Here is a 22502-nt window from a genome sequence, read left to right as displayed (position 1 = left end):
AGTGTGATAGAAGGTATAAGGTGTACGAAATCAAATCATCTACGAGAGATAATCATGAAATTAGACAAGATCGATAATAAGAGCCGTCGTATCCGTAAAAAGCTGTTCTTAGGTGAGTTCGCAATCCTAGGATTCGAGATCAGCTGTGAAACAGACATTAACGACTTCGACCGTTACGATGCATTCGTTGATGACTTTATCGACTACATTGACGAGCTTGGTCTTTGCTTAGGTGGCGGTGGTCTAGAACTGTTTGAAGGCTTCCTATGTTCTACTGACCGTTACGGCAGTGCGACTGAAGAACAGAAAGCGCAAGTTATTAAATGGTTAGAAGCACGTCCAGAAGTGAAAAGCGCGCAAGCGGGCGAACTAGTTGACGCCAACTACCTGTAACTAAAGGGCAACCTGTAATACGCAGAGCTCAGTAAATGGTAGAGAAAGCTGGTCTTAAGACTGGCTTTTTTATTTTTTGAAGAATGCGATAGTAAAAATAGGGGTTTGGGAAGTTGCGCGGAGTGAATGTGATTGTGGTGTTTTTGAGCTGGCAATCAACGGGAAACTGTGTTCCACAGCCAGCTCGTACCTTTAGGTATAATTAACTATGATTTTTTAGCTGGGGCGTCTTTCGTGTCTTTCCAGTATTGAATACGCACACGATGTAGCTGAGCTCTTCTAGTCTTTTTCATAGTAAAGTCCCTCATCTTATATAAGTAACGCTCCTCATGGAGCTTATTGTCTAAGGTCGTATCCCCTTCAATCTATAAGGGAATCAATCATTTAACCGTGACATATTTCACAACATAATGATAAATACCGGTTTCTTGCAGCCTGTTTTTACTGGCAAACGGCATATTATCTATCTGACACGGTTAACTTACTCACCAGATATGACAGAAAAATGGCAATCAAGTTCCCTACTTATACTGTCATTGAATCTTAATAAGGATTAACAAGGTGGGCATTTCAGATTTACCATACTGTTTATAAAAACCGCAAGAATTTTTATTTCTTTTCAAACAAATCTCTACTCAAGATCAATTCACTTTCATCTTTATCGTCTCCCTTTTAACGCATTGTGATCCAGTTCAATCCACAGAACTCGGAACAAAAAGCGCACATTAATACATTCACCACCAAACTTGTGCGAGATCTCTTACAAGAGTTGTAAGCAAATAGATTAATCACCTCTAAGAGCAATGCCAGAAAAAACATTAAATATATGATTTAAAAGTAATATTTAAATTCACTTAAAATAATAAGTAAAAATAATTTAGAAAAGTTAATTGAGTCAAATCAGCAAAACATCAATACTCAATTTGTCGACAGGATGTTGGCGGGAACAGGAAAAAAGCCTAAAGGATTGGGTATCTTCAGGATGAAGATTTGATAGCTTAGGATGAGTTGTCAGCAAGGATGTAGTTAAGCTCTAGGATAGAGTTCGCCCGTCAGGATGATAGGCAAGAATGGACACCGCTAGGAAGGCGATGAACAAGGAACTCGGTTAAAGGACTTAGCCACAATCAAGGATAGATGCAGGGAGCACCTATTAGTAGCTGGATTGCTGCGAAAAAGAATAAGCCCCGTCTGGGAAACCAGGCGGGGTTTTATTTTGTCTGTAATGTATTGATAGCGATTCATCTTTATCGTTTAAGTCTTCTCTGTTTTCATAAAACACCGTGCTATCATTTTCTTTACGTCTCCCAACAAAGCTCTCAGAAAATCACACACTATGCTTAATCCTGTTTGGTTACATACATTTAAGACATTGATTGAAGTCGGTCATTTTACGCAAACGGCAGAAAAACTTTTTATGACTCAGCCTGGCGTCAGCCAACACATCAAAAAATTAGAGCAAAGTTGTCAGCATGCCTTGATCAAGCGCGAAAACAAAAGCTTCGAATTAACCGAGCAAGGCAGGATTGTCTACGCATATGCGCTCGAGTTAGAAGATAGAGAGAAGAAGCTGCTCGAAGAGCTCAGTTTTGATGATGCGTTTTCAGGCCACTGTAAACTGGCTTGTTCTGGTGCAATGGCGTTAATGTTGTATGGGCCCATTTTGGAGAAGCAAAAACAGCACCCGAGCTTATCGTTACATTTAGAAGCCGCGCCAAATCAATCTATTCTCAACGCCATAACGCAAGGGCACATCGATATTGGTATCGTGACTGATGTTCCCAACAAAGGTCTGTTTCACAGTGAGCGAATTGGTAAAGAGAGGTTGTGCTTGGTTCTGCCAAAGCATTATCAAAATAAGCAGATAACGCCACAACTCTTGCATGACTGTGGTGTCATTAGCCACCCTGATGCCGAGCATTACATGACGCTGTTTTTTGACCAATGTGAAGAACCACAGCTCCAAGAAATTAAGATGAGCGATTTACCATTATCCGGCTACGTAAATCAATTGAGCCAAATTTTGCTGCCTGTCAGCAAAGGACTTGGCTTCACCGTGCTGCCTCAAAGTGCGGTCGACAATTTTCCATTAAAAGACACGTTATACATTGCTCAACTGAAAAACACTGTATGTGAAGAGCTATTTCTGGTTCGTAAGCGCAGTCGTGCTCTACCTCTGCGCTATCAGACCATCAAAGAAGTGTTATTGGATGTGATCGGTGGTGCGCATCAATGATGCTAGCCACTCTTCGCTGGTAATGCGTTCCTCTTGGCAATCCACCCAATATGGTTTGCCAGATAACCAACTTTTCGACGCAACTTCTTTTATAAACACATCCACGGAATCAACGTCATCTTTGGCGTAATCCCATTTATTGCGCATGTGTTCTGCTGCTTCTTGATTAGTGTACGACTTGCCGTTGCGGATAAAGGTGCAAGAGGATTGCTCAACTCGTGTTATCAACGTCGAGATATCTTGCTCTACTCCTGCTAGTGCAAAGGTAGGCAGAATGCTTAATGTAAGTAACAACGTCCACTTTGCTTTCATCGCACCTTTATCCTTATCCCTGACCAAGTAACTACTAATAAGTGACTTAACTATTCTGATGTTTGGCTGTTTAGCTCAGCCATTATTGCCACCATGCCTTCGCAGGCTGAGGCTCCGCAATCGCCAAGCGTTGACCAATCTCAGGGCTCACTAACGTTACACCGCGCTCTTCACTGATATCTAACGCGCGTTGCATCGGCTCATTCCAATCATGCATCGATAAATCAAACGTACTGTTGTGAATTGGCATCATCACTTTGCCCTGCACATCAATGTGTGCTTGAACGCTTTGCTCTGGGAACATGTGAATGTCTGACCAAAGTTCATTGTATGCGCCGGTTTCGATCATAGTGAAGTCAAACGGACCGTACTTTTCGCCAATCTCTTTAAAGCCATTGAAGTAACCAGAGTCACCACTGAAGAACACTTTATGTTGCTGTGCATTGATAACCCAACTGCCCCACAGCGTCGTATCGCGGTCTGTCAAACCTCGACCAGAGAAATGCTGAGTCGGAGTTAGTGTATATTCAATGCCGTCAACAGAGTGTGACTCCCACCAGTCTAGTTCGATCACTTTCTCTTTGGGTACACCCCAATTCACCAGTAATTGGCCTACTTTTAACGGCACCAAGAAAGTGCCCACCTTGTCGCCTAGCACTTTAATAGAAGCTTTATCTAGGTGATCGTAATGGTCATGACTGATCACCACCACATCGATAGTTGGCAAATCTTCTATCGTGATGGGGGTTTGGTGAAAGCGTTTTGGCCCTGCCCATTGTACAGGAGACGCGCGATCACTGAATACAGGGTCGGTTATTACCAGTTTTCCATCGAGCTTCATTAATACGCTTGAATGACCCAGACGATAGATGACGTCATCTTGCTCTTCTAACAGTTGCCGCGCTGTGATCGCATGCACTGGAATTTCAATCGTTGGTGTTGGGTTAAGGCGCTCAGTCGTAAAATACGCTTTCATGATTTCGAACATGTCGCCCAAACCGCTTTTGTATTCCAACTCTGTATTTGCAAATTTGTCCGGGTATGTTGGCGCTTTTTCAGTATCAACATTAGAACAAGAAATCATTGATGTACCCATCGCGAACGCTCCTACTGTGGCTAGCAAAGTTTTTTTCATAAAAAGTTAACCCGAACAAAAGTAAACTACACTGTGCAGTTTACATTCTAATTATCAAAAGTAAACTACTTAGTGTAAAATAGATCAAGAAATGATCTTCTTAACTTAGCAAGCTTATGAATGTAAAAAGAAAAAGTCGTAGCGAAACCAAAAGAGAAGCCATCTTGTGCGCGGCAAGGCAAGCGTTCCAAGAGTTTGGGGTGCAAAACACCAGCATGGATAAGCTCTCTGCAATCGCACAAGTCTCTAAGCGCACGGTCTATAATCACTTCCCTTCTAAGGAAGCGATCGTGACGGAGTTGCTGACTGAGCTTTGGCGTTCGTCAATAATGGAAAGCGATATTAAACGCTTGGCCACTCTGCCACTCAAAGATCAATTGATTGAATTACTCTACAGCGAGATCATTGTGGTGACGGAACCAAACTATATTGAGCTGGCAAAAGTGGCATTTGGGCACTTCTTATTTAAGCCGGAAGATCTCAAAGAACAAGCAGAACAAATGTCGAAACAGGAAACCGCCCTGTACCGCTGGCTTACGGAGAAATCGAACAGTGGCGCTTTGCAAATTGATGATGTACATATAGCAAGCACTCAATTGCACAACTTACTTAAAGGCAGTGCATTCTGGCCGCAGTTAATGGGAATTCGCCCCTCTTTGTCGAATGAAGAATCTAGGCTGTTAGCTACCCAAACGGCGGAACTTTTTTTAAGTCACTATCAAAACAGCTAAAAACAGCGGTCAAATTGGCCGCTTTTTTAAGCGATAATTCGTGACAAAGCGATGAAATTTTTGCTCAATTTTATTTATCTCACCCTTGACAGTCTCATACCGCAAGGCGTGAGCGTTCGATAAAATATTTTTGTCGTGTCGACGATGCTTTTTCGTTTTCATCTCACAAAAAAACGCCCTAAGGTGCGCACCTCTGACGACGTGGTTGTTCAACCACAATTCTAAATCGTTGAAGTAAGTAGGTTATGTCATAACATGATCACCTGCCTACTGCATTCTATGCTCTATACTTATATTTTAATTTGGTACTGACTTACTAAGGAATTGCCATGCGTATTGCTATTCTCTCTCGTAATGAGAATTTATATTCAACCATGCGCCTAAAACAGGCGGGTGAAGAACGTGGGCATCAAATCGATGTGATCGACACGCTTCACTGTTATATGGACATTACGAGCAACAACCCTAAGATCCGCTACAAGGGTGAAGAATTACCGCAATACGATGCTGTTATTCCACGTATTGGGGCATCTATTACGTTTTACGGCACTGCTGTTGTACGTCAGTTTGAAATGATGGGTACATTTTGTGTCAACGAATCTGTCGCGATCAGCCGCTCTCGTGACAAGTTGCGCTCATTGCAACTGCTATCACGTAAAGGCATCGGTTTGCCACGCACTGGCTTTGCTCACCATCCTGACAACATTCAGGACGTGATCAAAAACGTTGGTGGCGCACCTCTAGTAATTAAATTGCTAGAAGGCACTCAAGGCATTGGTGTTGTACTTGCTGAAACAAATAAAGCGGCAGAAAGCGTGATTGAAGCTTTCATGGGTTTGAAAGCTAACATCATGGTGCAAGAATTTATCGAAGAAGCAAAAGGCGCGGACATCCGTTGTTTTGTTGTCGGAAATAAGGTGATTGCCGCAATGAAGCGCCAAGCAAAAGAAGGCGAGTTCCGTTCTAACCTTCACCGTGGTGGCTCTGCACAACTCGTGCGTTTGAGCAAAGAAGAGCGTGCGACCGCTGTAAATGCAGCGAAAGTGATGGGCTTGAACCTTTGTGGTGTGGATATCCTTCAATCTAAAAATGGCCCAGTGGTAATGGAAGTGAACTCTTCCCCTGGTCTAGAAGGCATCGAACTAGCAACGGGTAAAAACATTGCAGGTATGATCTTCGATTTTATCGAGAAAAACGCTAAGCCAAATTCAAACCGTACTCGCGGTAAAGGTTGATTTTTGTTTAACGCACAAGAGAGCCAAAAACCGGCTCTCTTGTTACTCGTCGCTAGGATGACACTATGAATCAGAAAATGATCATTGGGAATGCCGAAGCTATTTGCTTGCCAGAGTTAGGGATTACTCACCTTGAAGCGCGTATTGATACAGGCGCTCAAACCTCTTCATTACATGTAGACAATATTGATTGCTTTGAAAAAGATGGTCAGTCTTATGTTGCATTCGATCTACACCCAGATGTATACCATTTAGAACAAGTGGTTCGCTGCACAGCGAAACTAAAAGCAAACCGTAAGGTTAAATCTTCTAACGGTACTTTTGAGCACCGCTGCGTGATCACAACGATGCTGCGTATGGGCGACCAACAATGGCCAATCGACATTACGTTGACTAACCGTGAAAAAATGACTTACATGATGTTGTTAGGTCGTCAAGGCATGGCAGACAAAGTGCTCGTTGATCCTAGCCAATCTCACTTATTGGCATCTTAACCCCGTAGCTTCAGATGAGTGATCGAACGTTTTTGTTGAGCATCACTCGTCTGGCTTTATCTTCGCCTACTTCCTACGAAATAACGCAAACAACAATCCCTTCGCTTTAACTTTTGTCACTCGCCAGTGCGTCATTGGCTTAGTCGGCGCTGTATTCAAAATGTGCTGATACGCTTTTTCATCCAAAGTCACCTCTCCCCCATGTGCCAGAAGCAAACATTGCGGATTCATCTCAAACACACGCTTTAATGATTGCCGATATTGATTCGGATGAAATATGGGAAACGGCGCAATCAGATGCTTTTTCACCTGCACCATTAAATCCGCCACATACAGCACATCTTGTTCAGAATGATAAACCGACAGATCTCGATCAGTATGCCCTAGCGTTTCTAGCACCTGCCAATCATCAAATCCAGGAATAAACTCTCCATCAATAAGTTCAATATCTGGCTTTAACTTGCGGGAATACCACAGGTTTTGCTTTGGTTTACGCATCCGATTCGCCATCCAGCGTGCTAACATTAAATCGGTCAAATGCATTAGCCAACCGTCTACACCGCTATACCACTGGCTCTCTCGCTTTGCGGCCAATAGCTTACATCCTGTTAAATCACGTAGTTTGTGCGCACCACCAGCATGGTCTGGATGCATGTGGGTCACAACAACCAACTTTAGGTCAGAAAAAGGACGATGGAGTTGATGTTCAATAAAGTCTTTAAGATGAGGAATGTCTGCTCGACTGGCACCATCAAGCAACAATAATTTATCGGGATATTCGGCGAGATACATGGTCTGAATGTACCCCTGAATTCTGTGCAGCTGCAAAATATGTCCTTATTTTAGTGAGATGCTTCATGACCGAACCCTTACTGGTCAGACCAACTATAACAGCAGAATGGACGCTTCGGTAAACAAATATTCACACGTAGCGACGACAACAAATCATAATCGAGATGATAGATTTTAATCATTAGACTCAAAGGCACTTTTATCCGTTAATGCGCGCACACGGAGTTCGTGTCAGGGTATGAGGTAAATGCCTCATGATTTGCTTTTTTGTACTTTTCCTTCTAATTAATTAAGGAGTTAAGTACATTTTTGTGAGAATCGAGTTGGAAAAAGCAACTAAATTAGACCGCATCCGCGCGGACTACAACGTTCACTACTGGAGCCAAGGTTTCTACGGCATTGATGACCAAGGCGAAGTATATGTATCACCACGTAGTGATCGTGCACATCAAATCCCTTTCAGCGCTATTGTAAATGAGCTAGAAGCGAAGCAGTTAAATCTGCCTGTATTAGTACGCTTCCCGCAAATCGTGCACCAACGTGTGCATGGTATTTGCCACGCATTCAACCAAGCAATTGAAGAATACCAATATCCAAACAAATACTTGTTGGTGTACCCAATTAAAGTAAACCAACAACGTGAAGTGGTGGATGAAATTCTAGCGAGCCAAGCTCAACTAGAAACCAAGCAGCTTGGTCTTGAAGCGGGTAGCAAGCCAGAATTGTTGGCGGTACTTGCATTGGCTCAACAAGGTAGCTCCGTGATCGTGTGTAATGGCTACAAAGACCGTGAGTATGTGCGTCTTGCACTGATCGGTGAAAAGCTGGGTCACAAGGTATTCATCGTACTAGAGAAGCTTTCTGAGCTGAATCTGGTACTAGAAGAAGCGAAAAGTTTGGGCGTAAAACCGCGCCTTGGTTTACGCATTCGCCTCGCCTCTCAAGGCGCAGGGAAATGGCAAGCAAGTGGCGGTGAAAAATCGAAGTTTGGTTTATCAGCATCGCAAGTGCTTAGCGTTATTGAACGTCTTAAACGCGAAGGCAACCTAGACGCGATGCAACTGGTTCACTTCCACCTTGGTTCACAGATGGCAAACATCCGTGATGTACGCAATGGTGTGAACGAGTCTGCACGTTTCTACTGCGAACTACGCGCACTCGGTGCAAACATCGAGTACTTCGATGTGGGCGGCGGCTTGGCAGTGGATTATGACGGCACACGCAGCCAATCATCGAATTCGATGAACTACGGCCTTGCAGAATACGCACGTAATATCGTCAACACAGTGGGCGATGTGTGTCTGCAATACGAACAACCAATGCCAGTGATCATTTCGGAATCGGGTCGCTCGCTAACAGCGCACCACGCTGTATTGATTTCTAACGTAATTGGTACCGAATCGTACCTACCGGAAGAAGTACATGAGCTTGATGATGACGCTCCGCTTTTGCTACAAAACATGTGGCGAAACTGGGAAAACTTACAAGATGGTACAGACGCTCGTGCGTTAATTGAGATTTACAATGATACCCAAAGTGATTTGGCAGAAGTGCACTCTCAATTTGCTACAGGCGTGCTTAACTTGGAACAACGTGCGTGGGCAGAACAATTGTCACTGCGCATTTACTTCGAATTAAGCCGCAAGATGAGCACTAAGAATCGCTTCCACCGTCCGATTCTGGACGAGTTGAGCGAACGTCTTGCGGATAAGTTCTTCGTGAACTTCTCTCTCTTCCAATCTCTACCAGATGCTTGGGGTATTGATCAGGTGTTCCCTGTTCTGCCACTTTCTGGTCTGGGCGAGGCGGAAGAGCGTCGTGCAGTGATGTTGGACATCACATGTGACTCTGATGGCGCGATCGATCACTACGTTGATGGTCAAGGCATCGAGAGCACGCTACCTGTACCAGCTTGGAGCAAAGACAAACCGTACTTAATGGGCTTTTTCCTAGTAGGCGCATACCAAGAAATCCTTGGTGACATGCACAACCTATTTGGTGATACCCACAGTGCTGTAGTCAATGTTGATGAACACGGTCAATTTGAGATCAGTTACATCAACGAAGGTGATAGTGTAGAAGACATGATGCGCTACGTTCATATCGACGTGGATGCGATTCGTGACAATTATAAACAATTGGTTTCACAGCGAGTTGAAGCCAATGAACAAGCACAAATCCTAGCAGAACTAGAACAAGGTCTAGCAGGATACACCTATTTAGAGGACTTCTGATATGAATGATTTGTTTACTAAAACTGATTATTCGCTTTACTCCAACTCTATGTCGTTTTTACGTCTGCCGTACATTCGTAACCCGGTATCGGCAGACGCAGACGTTGTGGTGTTGGGAGTCCCTCTGGACATGGCAACATCTGGGCGTCCAGGTGCGCGTATGGGTCCAGATGCAATTCGCCGTGCCTCAGTCAACTTGGCATGGGAAGGTAAGAAGTTCCCTTGGAGCTTCAACGTATTGGATAAACTGAAAGTGATCGACGCAGGTGATCTCGTGTTCGATTGCGGTGATGCGGAAGATTTTACTTACCGCCTTGAAGCGGCAACCAGTGAAATTCTAAAAAGTGGTAAAACCATGTTGGGATTGGGCGGTGACCACTTCATTACGCTACCTATCCTGCGTGCCTATGCGAAGCATCATGGCCAAATGGCTTTGATTCACTTTGATGCTCATACGGACACCTATGCAAATGGCAGTTCATACGACCACGGTACGATGTTCTACCATGCGCCGAAAGAAGGTTTGATCTCAGCAAAGAACTCAATACAAATCGGCATTCGTACGGAGTACAAACAGCAAGATCACGGCTTCAATGTGATTAATGCGATGCAAGCGAATGACATGTCGGTGAACGAGATCCTAGAAGAAATTCGTCGCACCGTCGCAGACAAGCCAGTATATGTCACTTTTGACATCGACTGCTTAGACCCGGCCTTCGCACCGGGAACTGGTACACCAGTTTGTGGTGGCTTGAACTCAGACAAAGCGCTGAAAATTATTCGTGGTTTAGCCGGCATGAATATCGTGGGTATGGATGTTGTCGAAGTATCGCCTCCATACGACCACAGTGATGTTACCGCACTAGCGGGAGCAACCATCGCACTAGAAATGCTTTACGCATACGCATCTGAGCGCGAATAGACATAATCATTTCTAAGGGAGCTTCGGCTCCCTTTTCTTTCTGATGCCTTCCTCTACCTTTTATTCACTCGTTTCATCTTGAACTCAGATCAACCGAGCAGACGCTTTATTTTTGCACTTTAACCATTAAAACCAGTTACCTATAAGGCCATTCTATTCACGAAAAGTAAAAGATTTAACGTAATTAGACAAAGAAATGCACCGCTTTTTGAAAACAAAATCGGATTAGTTTTTCTAATTTAAATCATAGATTTTTATCTTGCTCAACTTCACACTTTCCGATTGCTAATTATACAAGCAAGCACTATTATCTCGCGCAAATACCCCCGCAACACAAGAATTCAGTTGGCACTCTGTAAAAGAGCGCTAAGGGTTTTTACGTCTTAAATTTTTTGGAGAGATACGCAAATGTCTGCTTCGTTTCCATTAGCGAAACTTACCTTTTTAATCGCTATATTGACTGCCGTGGGTCAAATGACCCAGACAATGTACGTGCCTTCAATCGGTCATATGGCGGGCGAGTTTTTGGTATCTGCGTCATCACTTCAAGCTGTGATGGCTTGTTACCTAATCCCATATGGCTTGTCGCAATTTGCGTATGGCACACTATCGGACCGCTTGGGACGCAAACCGATCATCATCGTCGGGCTGCTTATCTACATCGCGGGTACACTGGTAGCATTATTTGCACATCAATTTGAATGGTTCTTGATTGGTAGCTTTATCCAAGGCTTAGGTATTGGCTGCGGCGGTGCGATGTCACGCACTCTGACTCGCGATTGCTTTGAAGGCTCTGATCTACACAGAGCAAACAGCTTAATTAGCATGTGTGTGATTTTCTCACCATTAATGGCACCAGTATTAGGCGGTTACCTAACAGAAGCTTTCGGATGGCGGTCGAGCTACTTGTTCTTAGCGCTATTTGCTATCGCGGTTGTGATCACCATGATGACAAGCATGATGGAGACGCTACCAAAAGAGAAACGCAAATTCGAACCAGTAGCCAAAAGCTACAAACACGTTTTGTCTGACCGTCGCTTTCAAGGCTTTTTGATTTGCCTGGTTGCAACATTCGCTGGTGTGGGTGTATTCGAAGCAGCGGCTGGGGTGTTGTTAGGTGGGGTATTAGAATTACCTGCAACAACGGTAAGTTTGCTGTTTATATTGCCGATCCCAGGTTACTTGGTGGGTGCGGGCTTATCTAGCTACATCGCAAGACGTCGCTCTGAGCGTCGTGCTTTAAACGTAGGCTTGGTCTCTATTTTTGTGGGCTCTGCTATTGTGCTCATCCCAGGCTTGTTTGGTTTGACCACGGCGTTAACGCTGGTTGGAGGCGCAACCGTGTACTTTTTGGGTGCGGGTATTCTCTTCCCAGCAGCAACAACTGGAGCGATTGCGCCATTCCCATACCATGCAGGAACAGCAGGCGCGACATTGGGTGGCATGCAAAACTTGGGGGCAGGTGTCGCAACTTTGCTCGCGTCACTATTTCCAGCGCATAACCAGATGCCTTTGGGCATTTTGATGATGGCAATGTCGGTAATTGCAATGCTTGGGTTAATGTGGGTGAATCGAGCACACAATCACTCAAACGAAGTACCGCAAGTTATCTGATCATTATCAGCTTACTTTCAAAATCCAAAAGGGACACACTCAACAAGTGTGTCCCTTTTTTCATATCACACTATATCGATTTCCCGATGAGAATGATTTAACTTTCGAATTGATATTTGTTAAAAATAACAGCTGCTTACACAATGTGTTTTCAGCTTCCTTCAAATTGAGTATCCAACTCGGAAATATTGAGGATTCTCACTTTTTCGGTATACCCCATAACAAAGAATGGACAACTGAAAACCACTAACAAAATGAAAGCCCAGCCCTCAGGATGAGGCCACTTGGGTGTACAATAAGGATAAAATCAGATGCGTTTCACTTTAACTACGTTGGCCGTCTCGGTCGCGCTTGTCGCCGGATGCAGCAATCAAGGAATCCCCAGCATGACTCAATACTCCCAAGCACAGATCGTTGCTCAACAAACTCAAGCTCCGGTTGCGAAAAAAGTCCCTCACGCGATGACTATTCATGGCGATACCCGCGTTGATAACTACTACTGGATGCGTGACGACGAACGTAAAGACCCTGAAATTTTACAGCACCTAGAGAAAGAAAATCTGTACGCAGAAACCGTTCTAAAGCACACTGAAACATTTCAAGATACGCTATTTGAAGAAATTAAAGGGCGTATCGCAAAAGACGACAACTCAGTACCTGTTCGTAAAGGAAACTACTTCTACTCAAGTGAAGTGACCGGAGATAACGAGTACGAAGTCCATTTGCGAGCTAAAGACTTTGCAGGCAAAGACAAACAAATCATTTTAGATGTCAATGAACTAGCAAAAGAACATGAATTTTTCAGTATCGGCGGCCTATACGTTAGTCCGAATGAAAACTTATTGGCGTATGGCGAAGATACATTAAGCCGCCGCGTGTACACCCTTAAGATCAAAGACCTGACAACAGGCAATTACCTACAAGATGAAATCGAAGGGGCCTCAAGCGCTGTCGCATGGCAGAACGATAACAACGCCTTTTACTACATCAAAAAAGATCCACAGACCTTATTGGGCTACCAAGTTTATCGTCATGTATTGGGCACACCACAAAGCAGCGATGAGCTGATTTTTGAGGAAACCGACAGCGCCTATTACACCTCACTAAGCAAAAGCAAAGATGGCGAAGATATTTATATCTGGCATTCGAGTACAGAAACCAGTGGGGTCTCTATTATTGATGCGAACAACCCTAAAGCAAAGGCGAAACCGTTCTATCCTCGTGAAGATGGCATTGAATACAGTATTTCTAAGCTAGGCGATTGGTACTACATTTATACTAACTATCAAGCCGTCAACTTCCGTTTGATGAAAGTTCATCAAAATGACATGCATGACCGCTCTAAATGGCAAGATGTGATTGCCGCAGACGACAACACTCAACTTGTCGACTTCGAGTTATTCGATGATCACATCGTCTATGAGCAGCGCTCTAACGGCCTAGCAAGCGTCACTGTACGTCAGCTTTCAACAGGAAAAGAATTCCCCCTCACATTTAATGACGATGCGTTTGCTGCCTATTTGACAGGTAACCTAGAGCTGGATAACGAGAAAGTTCGTATTTATTACAGCAGTTTAACCACTCCAGGAACCTACTACGATTTCGATCTAAAAACGGGCGGGTCAGAAATCATGAAGCAAACACCTGTACTTGGTGATTTTAATCCTGACAATTACCAATCAGAACGCATCATGGTCACAGCCCGTGACGGTAAAGAAGTACCCGTTTCTTTGGTGTATCGTAAAGACTTATTTAAGAAAGATGGTACGAATCCACTCTACCAATATGGTTATGGATCTTATGGCGCAACCATTGAGCCAACTTTCCGCTCGACACGTTTGAGTCTATTGGATCGCGGCTTTGTTTACGCCATTGCTCATATTCGTGGATCTGAAATGCTTGGCCGCCCTTGGTATGAAGACGGTAAAAAACTAACCAAGCAAAACACATTCAACGACTTTATTGATGTGACTAAAGGTTTGGTTGAACAAGGCTACGGCGCGAAAGATAAAGTCTTCGCTGTTGGTGGCTCTGCAGGAGGTCTCTTAATGGGGGCTATCATCAACCAAGCACCAGAACTGTACCGCGGTATCGGTGCACATGTTCCGTTTGTGGACGTGGTAACCACCATGCTCGATGAATCGATTCCATTGACCACCAATGAGTATGATGAATGGGGTAACCCAAATAACAAAACATACTATGACTATATGTTGAGTTACTCGCCTTACGACAACATCAAGGCGCAAAACTACCCGAACATGTTGGTAACGACTGGCTTGCACGACTCTCAAGTACAGTACTTTGAACCAATGAAGTGGGTCGCCAAACTTCGTGAAATGAAGACAGACGATAACGTCTTGTTGTTCAAAACCGATATGGAAGCCGGACACGGCGGCGCATCTGGTCGATTTAAACGCTTAAAAGAAGATGCGCTAGAGTATGCCTTCTTCCTCGATTTACTCGATAAAAAATAAGCGTATTAATAGAACTGCATCTCTTCTAACAACAAAAATGCCCGCAAGTTGCGGGCATTTTTTATAGACGCACTCTCTAAACAAAGAGTGGGGTTACCTAAGCACAGAATGACTAGCGTCTCTTATAGCCAAAGGATAGCAGAAAGAAAAACGCCTACTCACAACGAGTAGGCGTTAACACAATAAATGTGTTTAGGCAGTAGAAACTGGCCTATTTATTAGAAGTAGTAACGAGCACCTAGAGTCCAGTAGTCGTTCTCTTCATTGTTGTAGTCGTTACCTAGATCAAACTGGTAAGCTGCAAACGTTACGAAAGCAGGAGTTACAGCGTACTCTGCTTGTAGCGCAGTTTCGCTTGAAACTGTCTTATTGTCTTCTTCGTCTTCTACGCCTTCGTAGTTAACGCTGAATGTCCAATCGTTTACGCCGTATGCCAAAAGAGCTTCAAGTTGAGAAGTGTCTTTACGCATTTGGTAGAAGTACTCGTTCATACCGTATACTACTGCTGCGTATAGACCTGAACCGTACTGACCGTAGTTTACAGAGAATAGGTGTGATTCAGCGTTCTTAGTACCTAGAGTCGCGTTTTTAACATCACCACCGCTGTATACGTAGCCTAGACCAAAGCCAGCTACAGAACCGCTCAATGCAACTTGACCACGTTGCTCGTATGTTGTTGCATCTGAAGTTTGCTCACCTTGCCAACCTAGACCTAGGTTGAAAGCAAAACCTTCACCAAATTCAAAACCTTTACGGTAGCTAAGCATTTTATCAGCACGAGCTGAGCCTAGGTTGCCGTGGTTGTCGTACAAAAAGTCGTTCGCAAACGCGATTGGTAGATCCGCAACGCCAGCGACATCGTAGTAAGGTGACCATTGAGTACCTGCTACTAAACGGCCAAACTGCTCATGAGTAGCACCGATGTAACCTAGACGAGTTTTGAACGATTGCTCGCCACCGTTTAGGTAGTTAAGCGCCCATTCACCTTTAGCGTCGATAGTAATACCGTTGCCAATGTCTTTCTTACCCGCAACGTTAATACGTGGAGACACTTGGTGAACTTTTACATCTTCTTCGAAATACTCACCCACGCCAACTGAAACGTGACCGCCGATCGATAAAGATGTACCATCGCTGTTGTAAACTTCTGCTGCGAAGGCCTGTGAACCACATGCTAGTGCCGCCACTGCAACGGCTAGAGTTTTCATTTTCATTGTTAACATCCGTATAGTTGTTTGTACCGGTTCGCTTAGAAACAGATTAAATCCGAATCAATCGCAACGAACACATAACAAAGTAGTAATGAAATAGAAATGAAACAAACACTTTCTTATGCAACCAGTGGTATTAATGCTCACATTTTGAACTGAGTCACAAAAAAATAGGGAACTTTTCATTCCCCATCATAAAATCTGTGGCTTTTTACGTGTCACATCTCCCAACGTGCGAGTGGCTTCTCAGTTTTGATACCCTTACTGCCCCAGCGGTCAATAACATCAATTTGCAGTATGCGGCTCGGTTTAATAAGCGATGTCAAGGTTTTCGACGGTCGTTTATCCGTCACTAACCATAGCGTTTTATCTTGTTCAAACTGAGCTTTTAAAGATAATTTGTCTTCTTCTGTCCACTCGAGTTCCGGCTTAAATTCGCGCCCAACCACAAACAATTGGTTGCCAGAGGCAAAGTCCTCTAATGACTCACTCATCAGTACCACTGAATCGATGCCTTTATCGAAGATCTCTGCCTGTTGTTGGTTGATCAGTTCACGCACACTGAGCATAAGAGCCTGTTGATTCGTTTGAATAGCCTTTTGGTGTTCAGGATATACACGTTGTAGATCCTCTCCAACAATGCCCGCCATTCGGATTAAGTTTGTAGGGTTCAGCCATGCGTACTTCGATGTTGACCCGTTTTCCAATGTCAGTACTGCAACTCCTTGAGCTCTAGGAGAAATGGCCTGCGATGCATCGATTTCAATCAAGTGAATGTTGCCCTGTCGAGCGTAAACATAAGTCGGGTCTTGTTTCCAAATCGCACCAAGAGTAACAGCAACCGTCGCGGCTTGACCCGCTTGCTTAACTTGCTCTGTACCTTTATTTGCGAACCAGTTCTCAAGACGCTCAACGCCGTAACGCTTTGGAGGCAGATACTGAGTCTCTATCCCTGTACCTTTCATGAGTTGCTCAGACAACATGTACGTGACGGGAGTGCTGGTTAAAATGTCTTTGGCGCCTGCCAACGATGGAAGTGTCGTCGCTATAACCAAACCAAAAGTTATCGCTAATTTTTTTATCTTCATGTTCATTACTTTATAAAAAGGGTTACGCTTTTTGGATAATTCGGTAAACCGTTGCTGTTAGGAAAAATGCCGCAGAAACAATGATGATGGATGCGCCTGATGGCACTGGTAGCTCAAGCTCCATCGGCAGTATGGTTCCTACTAAACACGCAATGGTTGCCAATAAAGAAGAAAGGAGAACAAAACTGCCCATGCGTTTAGTCAATAACCTAGCCGTTGCACCAGGAATCAGTAGCAATGCACCAACCAATACCGCGCCAATAATCTTTACCGCGGCGATGGTGACCAAGGTGATCATCATGACAAATAAGTAATCATAAAAGCTGGTATTAAAGCCGCGTACACGTGCAATATCCGGGCTGATACAAGTTAGCAAAATGCGGTTAAACGTTGGAATAAGAAGCAGTAATATGATCAAACAACTGATCGCTAAAATAAGGATATCGTTGTCCGTCACAGTCAAGATCGAGCCAAACAACACGTTCTCCAACATGTGAATGTTGATCTTGCGAGCAACGTACATTAACAGCGCAGCACCAACCGCTAACGCTAGTGCAAGAAAAACCCCAACCAGTGTGTCGTAAGGTACATTCGTACGATTACGAACAAAGTGAAGCAACAGAGCAAAAATCATACAAAAGCTAAACAATCCGATGATCGGATTCTCTGGCGGCTCACCGAGCAACACACCAATCGCGATTCCGGTAAGCGCAGCGTGCCCAACCGCTTCAGAGAAAAAAGCCAGTCGCTTGGCGATGACTAATGTCCCAAGACCACCAAGTAATGGTCCTAATATCAGCGCTGCCACAATTGCGTTCACCATGAAAGCATAAGAAAAGCTATCGCTTAACCATCCAGCTTCAACGCCGCTAACCGCTAACTCTCGCAACCAATCCATTATGCAGCCTCCACTTTTGCTGTGTAGTGCTTAAATAATGTTTCTATACGATCAGGGCTTAGCACATCTGAATGGTGACCTGACGCCACAATTTGACGATTTACGACATGGACCTGCGCATCTAAACGGCGCACTGCGGTCACGTCATGATGTACTGCCAGCACCGTTTTGCCCTCTCCAACGACTTCATGAATCAAACCTTCAAGATATCGAACACCTTGCTCATCCATGCCAGTTGTAGGTTCGTCTAAAACCAATAAATTGGGCTCATCCAGTAAAGCTTGCGCAAACAAAACACGCTGTTGCTCACCGCCAGAGAGTTGCCCCATACGACGGTCGCTACGCGTTGCCATACCCACGCGATCCAGCTGGGCCAGGGCATGTTGAGTTTGTTTCGTTTTACGTCGCCAAAATAGAGGGATACGAGTTTGGTTAAGCAGTACAAAATCCATCACGGTTAACGGGAGGCTTGCTTCAAACATCGCTTTTTGTGGCACATACCCTATCTTCCCCGATGCAGCTGATGGTTCTGGCCAATTGAGCGCTATGTTTCCCGAAAATGGCGTGAGTCCAAGTACCGAACGAAGCAAAGAGGTTTTACCACCGCCGTTCGGTCCCATAATCACGTGACATTTCGCGTTCTCGAATTCGGCGCTGATGTTCTGCAAAATGATATTGTCGGCGTATTTTAGGCCCACGTTACTTAAGGAAACGGAAGGTCCAGTCATTACGCCTTTTCCCCTGCTCGCTTACTCGCCACAAATTTCATGGCTTCGATTAGTGTTTCCACATTATCTCGCATCTCAACCTCGACTTTATCAGCCTCATACTCACCGTGAGTCATGTGAGAAAAGCGATAAAGCTGCACCCCAGTCGCCTCTTCGATGGTATCAACAAAGCGATTCGGCATATTGAGCTCATAAAACAGAACATCAATGCCCGATTCACGAATTTTCTCTATCGTTTCCTGTAGCTGACTTGCACTTGGTTCAACGCCATGAGCAGGCTCAATGACAGCGGCAACGTCAACACCAAACTCCTGAAGGATATATCCGTAAGCATTGTGGGTTGTCGCCACCTTCATACCAGCCGTGTCCAACTCACCAAGAGACAACATTGCATCACGCTTCATCAGGCGAAATGTTTTCGCGTATTTACGAGCATTTTGGCGATAGAACGTAGCATTGTCTGGGTCCAATTGGCTTAGCTCACTCGCGATGGTGTAAACCTTTTGAATGGTTGTTGATAGACCGACAAAGGTGTGAGGGTTCACTGCTCCTTGACCAACAGACTGCCCCATAGCGGGCAATAAAGGCACTTCTTTGTTCGCTTCGATAACCACGAGATCATCACGCTGAGAAGCCTTGATCACTTTCAGTGCAAAATCGTCATGACCAATACCATTGATCACTATTACGTCCATTTCATTTAAGCGCTTAAGATCATTAGGTTGTGGCAAATAGTTGTGAGGATTAAAACCGGCATCAACCAAAGGAATGATGTCCGCCTTCTCACCAACAACGGCTTTAACATAGCTGTAATAAGGTTGTAGCGTAATACCAATACTGAGTTTTTCGGCAGCAAAGCCTGTAGAAGACACCGCCAATAACGCGGTGGCTGTAAGAATACGACGTAAAAGAGAGCGTTTGATCATAGTACTTATCAATTATGTTGTCTTAATGGGCGTGAGAGTGAGAGGAAGAGTCTGACAGAACGATTTGTTTCCAACCGAAATCGTGGCGTTTAGCTAGATCGCTTAGTCCCTCCACATGTAACGAACGGCTAGAATCATTAAACCAAATATCAGCTTGAGAACTGCGGCTATCCAACAGCATGGAAGCAGAGCCTTGGGCACTGGTTTTCACGCCAATGTAGACACCATCATCAATTCGTTGCCACTGATGAGAACCTTTACGCTTCCAGTTTTGGTCTTTCACGAATGGAGCAATCCAAAGCGCCTCCATATCAGAGATCTCAGGCCAAGTTCCGGTATCTAACTGCAAATCACGAATCTCTTCATGAGCGAGCTTAAGTTCAGCGATCAACCCCAACTCATTTTGATGTAAATCCGTGATTAACACTTGATGAGACTGAATGTCTGGCTTTTCAGCCTCGACCTGATGGTAGGGCATAAGTATGGCTGCTGAACTGAGAATTGCTGCGATTGTCAGTGCGACCCACTTTCCTTCTCGGTTACCATCATCAGGGCGAACTTTCTGTACACTCATTTCTCTTTCAGCTCAACGATATCCACTTCCACCGGGCTTTCATGTCCGGCATCAAATACCAAATAGAAATCTGTTTCAGGGTGAGTAAATTCTGCGATGGAACGCTTATCTGTTTTTTCTTTGGCGATCAGATTGTCGTCGTAATCGTACATTTCGACATCGTAGTCGACCGCTGTGGATCCATCCGAGTAGCCCGCTTCACAAATCACTTTATCTTGCGCCAAGTGACAGCTCATCAGAGGAAAATGTGCAGCAGCGTGAAAGGACGCAAATCCAGAAAAAAGCAAAACCGCTTTTAGAAGAGAAGTGTTATTCATGATAATTCCAAAATGGCCCAGCAATTGCTGAGCCTAATTCGATTAGTTAAGTTGAGTTTCAAACGTTAGGTGAACATTGGCACTCGCTTTATCCGCCAATGGATTATCTTTCAATTCACCTTTGTAGTTCGCTTTCATTAAGTAGCGCCCGGCGACTTCTGGCGTGAAAATCACTTTGCCATCTTTATCGCTCACCACATCGATTTGTTCTTGATGGTTTCGGTACATGGTCCCTTCACGTGTAATCTCAGCAGTAACGCCCTCTTGTGGCTCTCCGTTAAAGAAAAACTGGAAAGTCACAGGCTCACCTTCAATGATGTCCGATGGATGCGTGATCGGTTTCATCTCTAGCATTTTGCCTTCAATCTCCAACGCTTTGTCCGTTGGCATACCAACCGTAATGTAGCTTTCTGCTCGGGTGTAACTTAGTTGAGTAACCACATCACGCGCTTGCTCGGGAAGCACATCACCACGCTCAGCTTTGCTTGCTCGCGCCCATTTCACCGTATCACGACGGCCCGCTTTGTATTGTGTGTAGTAGCTCGGCTGATTATTAATCGCGACTTTGTGCGTGCCTTCTTCTGTAAAAAAGAAATCAAACATAGAGCGACGCTTGCCACGAACAACAAAGTTAGGACGCTCAGAGCGGCCATCCGGCATCACCACAAATGCCTGGTCACTACCCGCAGGCTTATCAAAAACAAACGTTCCGTGAGAGGCAGTAACATCAAATGTCAGCCAGTCACCGCCTTCTTTAGAAACCGTAAAGTGAGAGGGCAGAACCCAACGTGGATGTGCTTGTGCGGTGGTGGTTACAGCCAATCCCATTGCCATTACACTCGCCAATGCCACTGCTTTCATTTTGGTTTTCATTGTTGTGTCCTTTAATCACTTAACTTGATAATTGACGGTGATGACACCCGTCTCTTGTGTTGGTTTAAGCTCATAGCGCACGTCACTGTCCGCTAGCGTTATTTTTTGACGTAAGTAGTTTCGCCCACCGTGTTCACGAACGACCTCGACGTACAACGTGTAATTTCCTTGTTCCAAACGCTCCCCTGCGTCATTGGTTCCATCCCAGACAAAGCGGTATTGACCAGCAGGACGTGTTGCAGAAGTCACCGCATCAACAAGTTCACGATCATAACGACCCGCTTTTCTCCACCAGCTACGTAGATCTTTTAACCATTCGTCTTTCCCTACCCATAACTGGATGGTTTTAACCGGTTTACGCTGATCGTTTTCAACCCAAACCGCCACATAAGGGCGTGCATACATTGAGGTATCTATCTTTGGAAGTTCGAGTTCGAAGTCGACCTTCGCGTTATCTGGTAGAGGCGCCGCGGAAAGAGAGAAAGGAGCAAAAGCCGCGATCAAAGCGGCTTTACAAAAGTGATTACGGCGGAAAAATCTTCCTGTGTTCAACATAAGTGTTCTCTAAAAAAGCTGTTATGGAACAGCAACAAAATAAATTACGAGCGACAGTAACGTACCAAAGCTCATCCATTGCATTGACGTTCTGAGCGTCTTCTTCTTAGGCAGTAACAAGCACACGCCTGTAAGAACAAAAAACACCATCAAAAGCGCAGTGACGTCGATAAACCACTTCCAAATCCCACCACTGTTGCGTCCTTTATGTAGATCGTTCAGCAGCGCAACAATACCGTAGTGCGTCGTTTCGACGTCTGCTGCACCAGTAGTCATATCAATAAAGACCGTAGCGTTATAACCCGGGCCTTTAAAATCCATAGAAAGCTCTCCGAGTAACAACTCACCTTGCTCAACTTCGGTATACACATCTAGTGCGGAGGGAGTGCCGCGAAGCTCGGTTTCTTTAGTCAAGAAAGCCACCAGCCCTTCACGATTAGGTTGAAAGGTATCTGAATGTGAGAATAGAACTGAGTGCGGAACCGTCAGAGTATGTTGTTGAATGATAGGTTCACTGCGTTCAAACAATTCGGGGCGATTGAGGGTAATACCAGTTACTGCAAAAAACAGCGTAACTAAGAGAAGAGCCATCGAAATATAGGTATGTAGGCGGCGAGCCCAAGTTTGAACACCTTTGCTTTTAAGCAACATAGAAACAATCATCACCAATAAATGTGGGGCATAATTTAGGTGATAATCATTCGTATTGGCATTTAATTTACATTGTTTACTTTAGACAAAAAAATACCCGAGACTG

At 44.5% G+C, this 22502-nt stretch carries 22 protein-coding genes; 9 read left to right on the top strand and 13 right to left on the bottom strand.

Going from position 1 to position 22502, the window contains the following annotated elements; translation table 11 throughout:
• The first annotated feature begins 54 nt into the window (after positions 1 to 54).
• Complete coding sequence (locus tag R7Q47_RS07930) at positions 55 to 393, top strand: YggL family protein (RefSeq protein ID WP_318088888.1); 339 nt, start codon at positions 55 to 57, stop codon at positions 391 to 393.
• Positions 394 to 1729: 1336 nt separating this feature from the next.
• The gene (locus R7Q47_RS07925) at positions 1730 to 2629 is read left to right on the top strand and encodes a LysR family transcriptional regulator (RefSeq protein ID WP_017635526.1); all 900 of its coding nucleotides are present in this window, start codon (positions 1730 to 1732) and stop codon (positions 2627 to 2629) included.
• Here R7Q47_RS07925 and R7Q47_RS07920 read toward each other — a convergent pair.
• Positions 2597 to 2941 carry a DUF5329 family protein gene (locus R7Q47_RS07920; protein WP_213893598.1) on the bottom strand — a complete coding sequence of 115 codons (345 nt, stop codon included), beginning with the start codon at positions 2939 to 2941 and terminating at the stop codon, positions 2597 to 2599. The genes R7Q47_RS07925 and R7Q47_RS07920 overlap by 33 nt on opposite strands.
• 82 nt (positions 2942 to 3023) lie before the next feature.
• Positions 3024 to 4037, bottom strand: a complete 1014-nt coding sequence (locus R7Q47_RS07915) for an MBL fold metallo-hydrolase (protein WP_248486568.1) — start codon at positions 4035 to 4037, stop codon at positions 3024 to 3026.
• Between the two features lie 155 nt (positions 4038 to 4192).
• On the opposite strand from R7Q47_RS07915, the gene R7Q47_RS07910 reads away from it, so the two are divergent.
• The 3 genes from R7Q47_RS07910 to R7Q47_RS07900 all read left to right on the top strand — a co-directional run bounded on the left by R7Q47_RS07910 (position 4193) and on the right by R7Q47_RS07900 (position 6536).
• Positions 4193 to 4807: a TetR/AcrR family transcriptional regulator gene (locus R7Q47_RS07910; protein WP_137282875.1), complete on the top strand. Its 615-nt coding sequence runs from the start codon at positions 4193 to 4195 to the stop codon at positions 4805 to 4807.
• A gap of 329 nt (positions 4808 to 5136) precedes the next feature.
• On the top strand, positions 5137 to 6042 hold the full coding sequence (gene rimK / locus R7Q47_RS07905) for a 30S ribosomal protein S6--L-glutamate ligase (protein ID WP_005374224.1): 906 nt from the start codon (positions 5137 to 5139) through the stop codon (positions 6040 to 6042).
• A 65-nt stretch (positions 6043 to 6107) separates the two neighbouring features.
• Positions 6108 to 6536, top strand: coding sequence for an ATP-dependent zinc protease (locus R7Q47_RS07900; RefSeq protein ID WP_005384193.1), 429 nt, complete (start codon positions 6108 to 6110; stop codon positions 6534 to 6536).
• Positions 6537 to 6602: 66 nt separating this feature from the next.
• Here the strand turns inward: R7Q47_RS07900 and R7Q47_RS07895 are convergent, their stop codons facing one another.
• On the bottom strand, positions 6603 to 7328 hold the full coding sequence (locus R7Q47_RS07895; RefSeq protein ID WP_064354549.1) for an MBL fold metallo-hydrolase: 726 nt from the start codon (positions 7326 to 7328) through the stop codon (positions 6603 to 6605).
• A gap of 323 nt (positions 7329 to 7651) precedes the next feature.
• Here R7Q47_RS07895 and speA point away from each other — a divergent pair, with 323 nt between their 5' ends.
• The 4 genes from speA to R7Q47_RS07875 all read left to right on the top strand — a co-directional run bounded on the left by speA (position 7652) and on the right by R7Q47_RS07875 (position 14575).
• A complete protein-coding gene (speA, locus tag R7Q47_RS07890) occupies positions 7652 to 9562 on the top strand; it encodes an arginine decarboxylase (RefSeq protein ID WP_411912870.1) in 1911 nt (636 codons plus the stop codon).
• A gap of 1 nt (position 9563) precedes the next feature.
• Complete coding sequence (gene speB / locus R7Q47_RS07885) at positions 9564 to 10484, top strand: agmatinase (RefSeq protein ID WP_005374233.1); 921 nt, start codon at positions 9564 to 9566, stop codon at positions 10482 to 10484.
• 408 nt (positions 10485 to 10892) lie between these two features.
• Positions 10893 to 12098 (top strand): multidrug efflux MFS transporter EmrD, encoded by a 1206-nt coding sequence (gene emrD / locus R7Q47_RS07880; protein ID WP_005374234.1) that lies wholly within the window; start codon positions 10893 to 10895, stop codon positions 12096 to 12098.
• 311 nt (positions 12099 to 12409) lie between these two features.
• A complete protein-coding gene (locus tag R7Q47_RS07875; protein ID WP_262627262.1) occupies positions 12410 to 14575 on the top strand; it encodes a S9 family peptidase in 2166 nt (721 codons plus the stop codon).
• A 218-nt stretch (positions 14576 to 14793) separates the two neighbouring features.
• Here the strand turns inward: R7Q47_RS07875 and R7Q47_RS07870 are convergent, their stop codons facing one another.
• From R7Q47_RS07870 to R7Q47_RS07825, 10 genes are all read right to left on the bottom strand, one after another.
• Positions 14794 to 15789 carry a porin gene (locus R7Q47_RS07870; protein ID WP_017635534.1) on the bottom strand — a complete coding sequence of 332 codons (996 nt, stop codon included), beginning with the start codon at positions 15787 to 15789 and terminating at the stop codon, positions 14794 to 14796.
• Between the two features lie 215 nt (positions 15790 to 16004).
• On the bottom strand, positions 16005 to 16874 hold the full coding sequence (locus R7Q47_RS07865; RefSeq protein ID WP_318088882.1) for a metal ABC transporter solute-binding protein, Zn/Mn family: 870 nt from the start codon (positions 16872 to 16874) through the stop codon (positions 16005 to 16007).
• 22 nt (positions 16875 to 16896) lie between these two features.
• Positions 16897 to 17772 carry a metal ABC transporter permease gene (locus tag R7Q47_RS07860; protein ID WP_005393560.1) on the bottom strand — a complete coding sequence of 292 codons (876 nt, stop codon included), beginning with the start codon at positions 17770 to 17772 and terminating at the stop codon, positions 16897 to 16899.
• Complete coding sequence (locus tag R7Q47_RS07855) at positions 17772 to 18500, bottom strand: metal ABC transporter ATP-binding protein (protein ID WP_017635536.1); 729 nt, start codon at positions 18498 to 18500, stop codon at positions 17772 to 17774. Before R7Q47_RS07855 ends, R7Q47_RS07860 begins: the two co-directional genes overlap by 1 nt.
• Positions 18500 to 19426 carry a metal ABC transporter solute-binding protein, Zn/Mn family gene (locus R7Q47_RS07850; RefSeq protein ID WP_062730845.1) on the bottom strand — a complete coding sequence of 309 codons (927 nt, stop codon included), beginning with the start codon at positions 19424 to 19426 and terminating at the stop codon, positions 18500 to 18502. Before R7Q47_RS07850 ends, R7Q47_RS07855 begins: the two co-directional genes overlap by 1 nt.
• A gap of 22 nt (positions 19427 to 19448) precedes the next feature.
• Positions 19449 to 20000 carry a DUF6162 family protein gene (locus R7Q47_RS07845; protein ID WP_213867527.1) on the bottom strand — a complete coding sequence of 184 codons (552 nt, stop codon included), beginning with the start codon at positions 19998 to 20000 and terminating at the stop codon, positions 19449 to 19451.
• Entirely contained in the window at positions 19997 to 20317 is a 321-nt protein-coding gene (locus R7Q47_RS07840; RefSeq protein WP_005374251.1) for a hypothetical protein, read from the bottom strand. Before R7Q47_RS07840 ends, R7Q47_RS07845 begins: the two co-directional genes overlap by 4 nt.
• A gap of 42 nt (positions 20318 to 20359) precedes the next feature.
• Positions 20360 to 21190, bottom strand: a complete 831-nt coding sequence (locus tag R7Q47_RS07835) for a DUF4198 domain-containing protein (protein WP_025768070.1) — start codon at positions 21188 to 21190, stop codon at positions 20360 to 20362.
• Between the two features lie 15 nt (positions 21191 to 21205).
• Positions 21206 to 21745: a DUF2271 domain-containing protein gene (locus R7Q47_RS07830; RefSeq protein ID WP_033906231.1), complete on the bottom strand. Its 540-nt coding sequence runs from the start codon at positions 21743 to 21745 to the stop codon at positions 21206 to 21208.
• Positions 21746 to 21766: 21 nt separating this feature from the next.
• Positions 21767 to 22396, bottom strand: a complete 630-nt coding sequence (locus R7Q47_RS07825) for a PepSY-associated TM helix domain-containing protein (RefSeq protein ID WP_171345940.1) — start codon at positions 22394 to 22396, stop codon at positions 21767 to 21769.
• Positions 22397 to 22502 lie beyond the last annotated feature (106 nt).

It is taken from the genome of Vibrio sp. Vb0349 (assembly GCF_033338975.1).
This window is presented reverse-complemented; position numbering and strand designations above follow the sequence as displayed.

Bases quoted from the DNA above. Each gene is read 5' to 3' on its own strand.
- R7Q47_RS07900 (WP_005384193.1), top strand. From the start codon at position 6,108: ATGAATCAGAAAATGATCATTGGGAATGCCGAAGCTATTTGCTTGCCA.
- R7Q47_RS07870 (WP_017635534.1), bottom strand. From the start codon at position 15,789: ATGAAAATGAAAACTCTAGCCGTTGCAGTGGCGGCACTAGCATGTGGT.
- rimK (WP_005374224.1), top strand. From the start codon at position 5,137: ATGCGTATTGCTATTCTCTCTCGTAATGAGAATTTATATTCAACCATG.
- R7Q47_RS07910 (WP_137282875.1), top strand. From the start codon at position 4,193: ATGAATGTAAAAAGAAAAAGTCGTAGCGAAACCAAAAGAGAAGCCATC.
- R7Q47_RS07860 (WP_005393560.1), bottom strand. From the start codon at position 17,772: ATGGATTGGTTGCGAGAGTTAGCGGTTAGCGGCGTTGAAGCTGGATGG.
- R7Q47_RS07835 (WP_025768070.1), bottom strand. From the start codon at position 21,190: ATGAAAACCAAAATGAAAGCAGTGGCATTGGCGAGTGTAATGGCAATG.
- R7Q47_RS07845 (WP_213867527.1), bottom strand. From the start codon at position 20,000: ATGAGTGTACAGAAAGTTCGCCCTGATGATGGTAACCGAGAAGGAAAG.
- speB (WP_005374233.1), top strand. From the start codon at position 9,564: ATGAATGATTTGTTTACTAAAACTGATTATTCGCTTTACTCCAACTCT.
- R7Q47_RS07850 (WP_062730845.1), bottom strand. From the start codon at position 19,426: ATGATCAAACGCTCTCTTTTACGTCGTATTCTTACAGCCACCGCGTTA.
- R7Q47_RS07920 (WP_213893598.1), bottom strand. From the start codon at position 2,941: ATGAAAGCAAAGTGGACGTTGTTACTTACATTAAGCATTCTGCCTACC.
- R7Q47_RS07915 (WP_248486568.1), bottom strand. From the start codon at position 4,037: ATGGGTACATCAATGATTTCTTGTTCTAATGTTGATACTGAAAAAGCG.
- R7Q47_RS07855 (WP_017635536.1), bottom strand. From the start codon at position 18,500: ATGACTGGACCTTCCGTTTCCTTAAGTAACGTGGGCCTAAAATACGCC.
- R7Q47_RS07925 (WP_017635526.1), top strand. From the start codon at position 1,730: ATGCTTAATCCTGTTTGGTTACATACATTTAAGACATTGATTGAAGTC.
- R7Q47_RS07895 (WP_064354549.1), bottom strand. From the start codon at position 7,328: ATGTATCTCGCCGAATATCCCGATAAATTATTGTTGCTTGATGGTGCC.
- R7Q47_RS07825 (WP_171345940.1), bottom strand. From the start codon at position 22,396: ATGTTGCTTAAAAGCAAAGGTGTTCAAACTTGGGCTCGCCGCCTACAT.
- R7Q47_RS07930 (WP_318088888.1), top strand. From the start codon at position 55: ATGAAATTAGACAAGATCGATAATAAGAGCCGTCGTATCCGTAAAAAG.
- R7Q47_RS07875 (WP_262627262.1), top strand. From the start codon at position 12,410: ATGCGTTTCACTTTAACTACGTTGGCCGTCTCGGTCGCGCTTGTCGCC.
- emrD (WP_005374234.1), top strand. From the start codon at position 10,893: ATGTCTGCTTCGTTTCCATTAGCGAAACTTACCTTTTTAATCGCTATA.
- R7Q47_RS07830 (WP_033906231.1), bottom strand. From the start codon at position 21,745: ATGTTGAACACAGGAAGATTTTTCCGCCGTAATCACTTTTGTAAAGCC.
- R7Q47_RS07840 (WP_005374251.1), bottom strand. From the start codon at position 20,317: ATGAATAACACTTCTCTTCTAAAAGCGGTTTTGCTTTTTTCTGGATTT.
- R7Q47_RS07865 (WP_318088882.1), bottom strand. From the start codon at position 16,874: ATGAAGATAAAAAAATTAGCGATAACTTTTGGTTTGGTTATAGCGACG.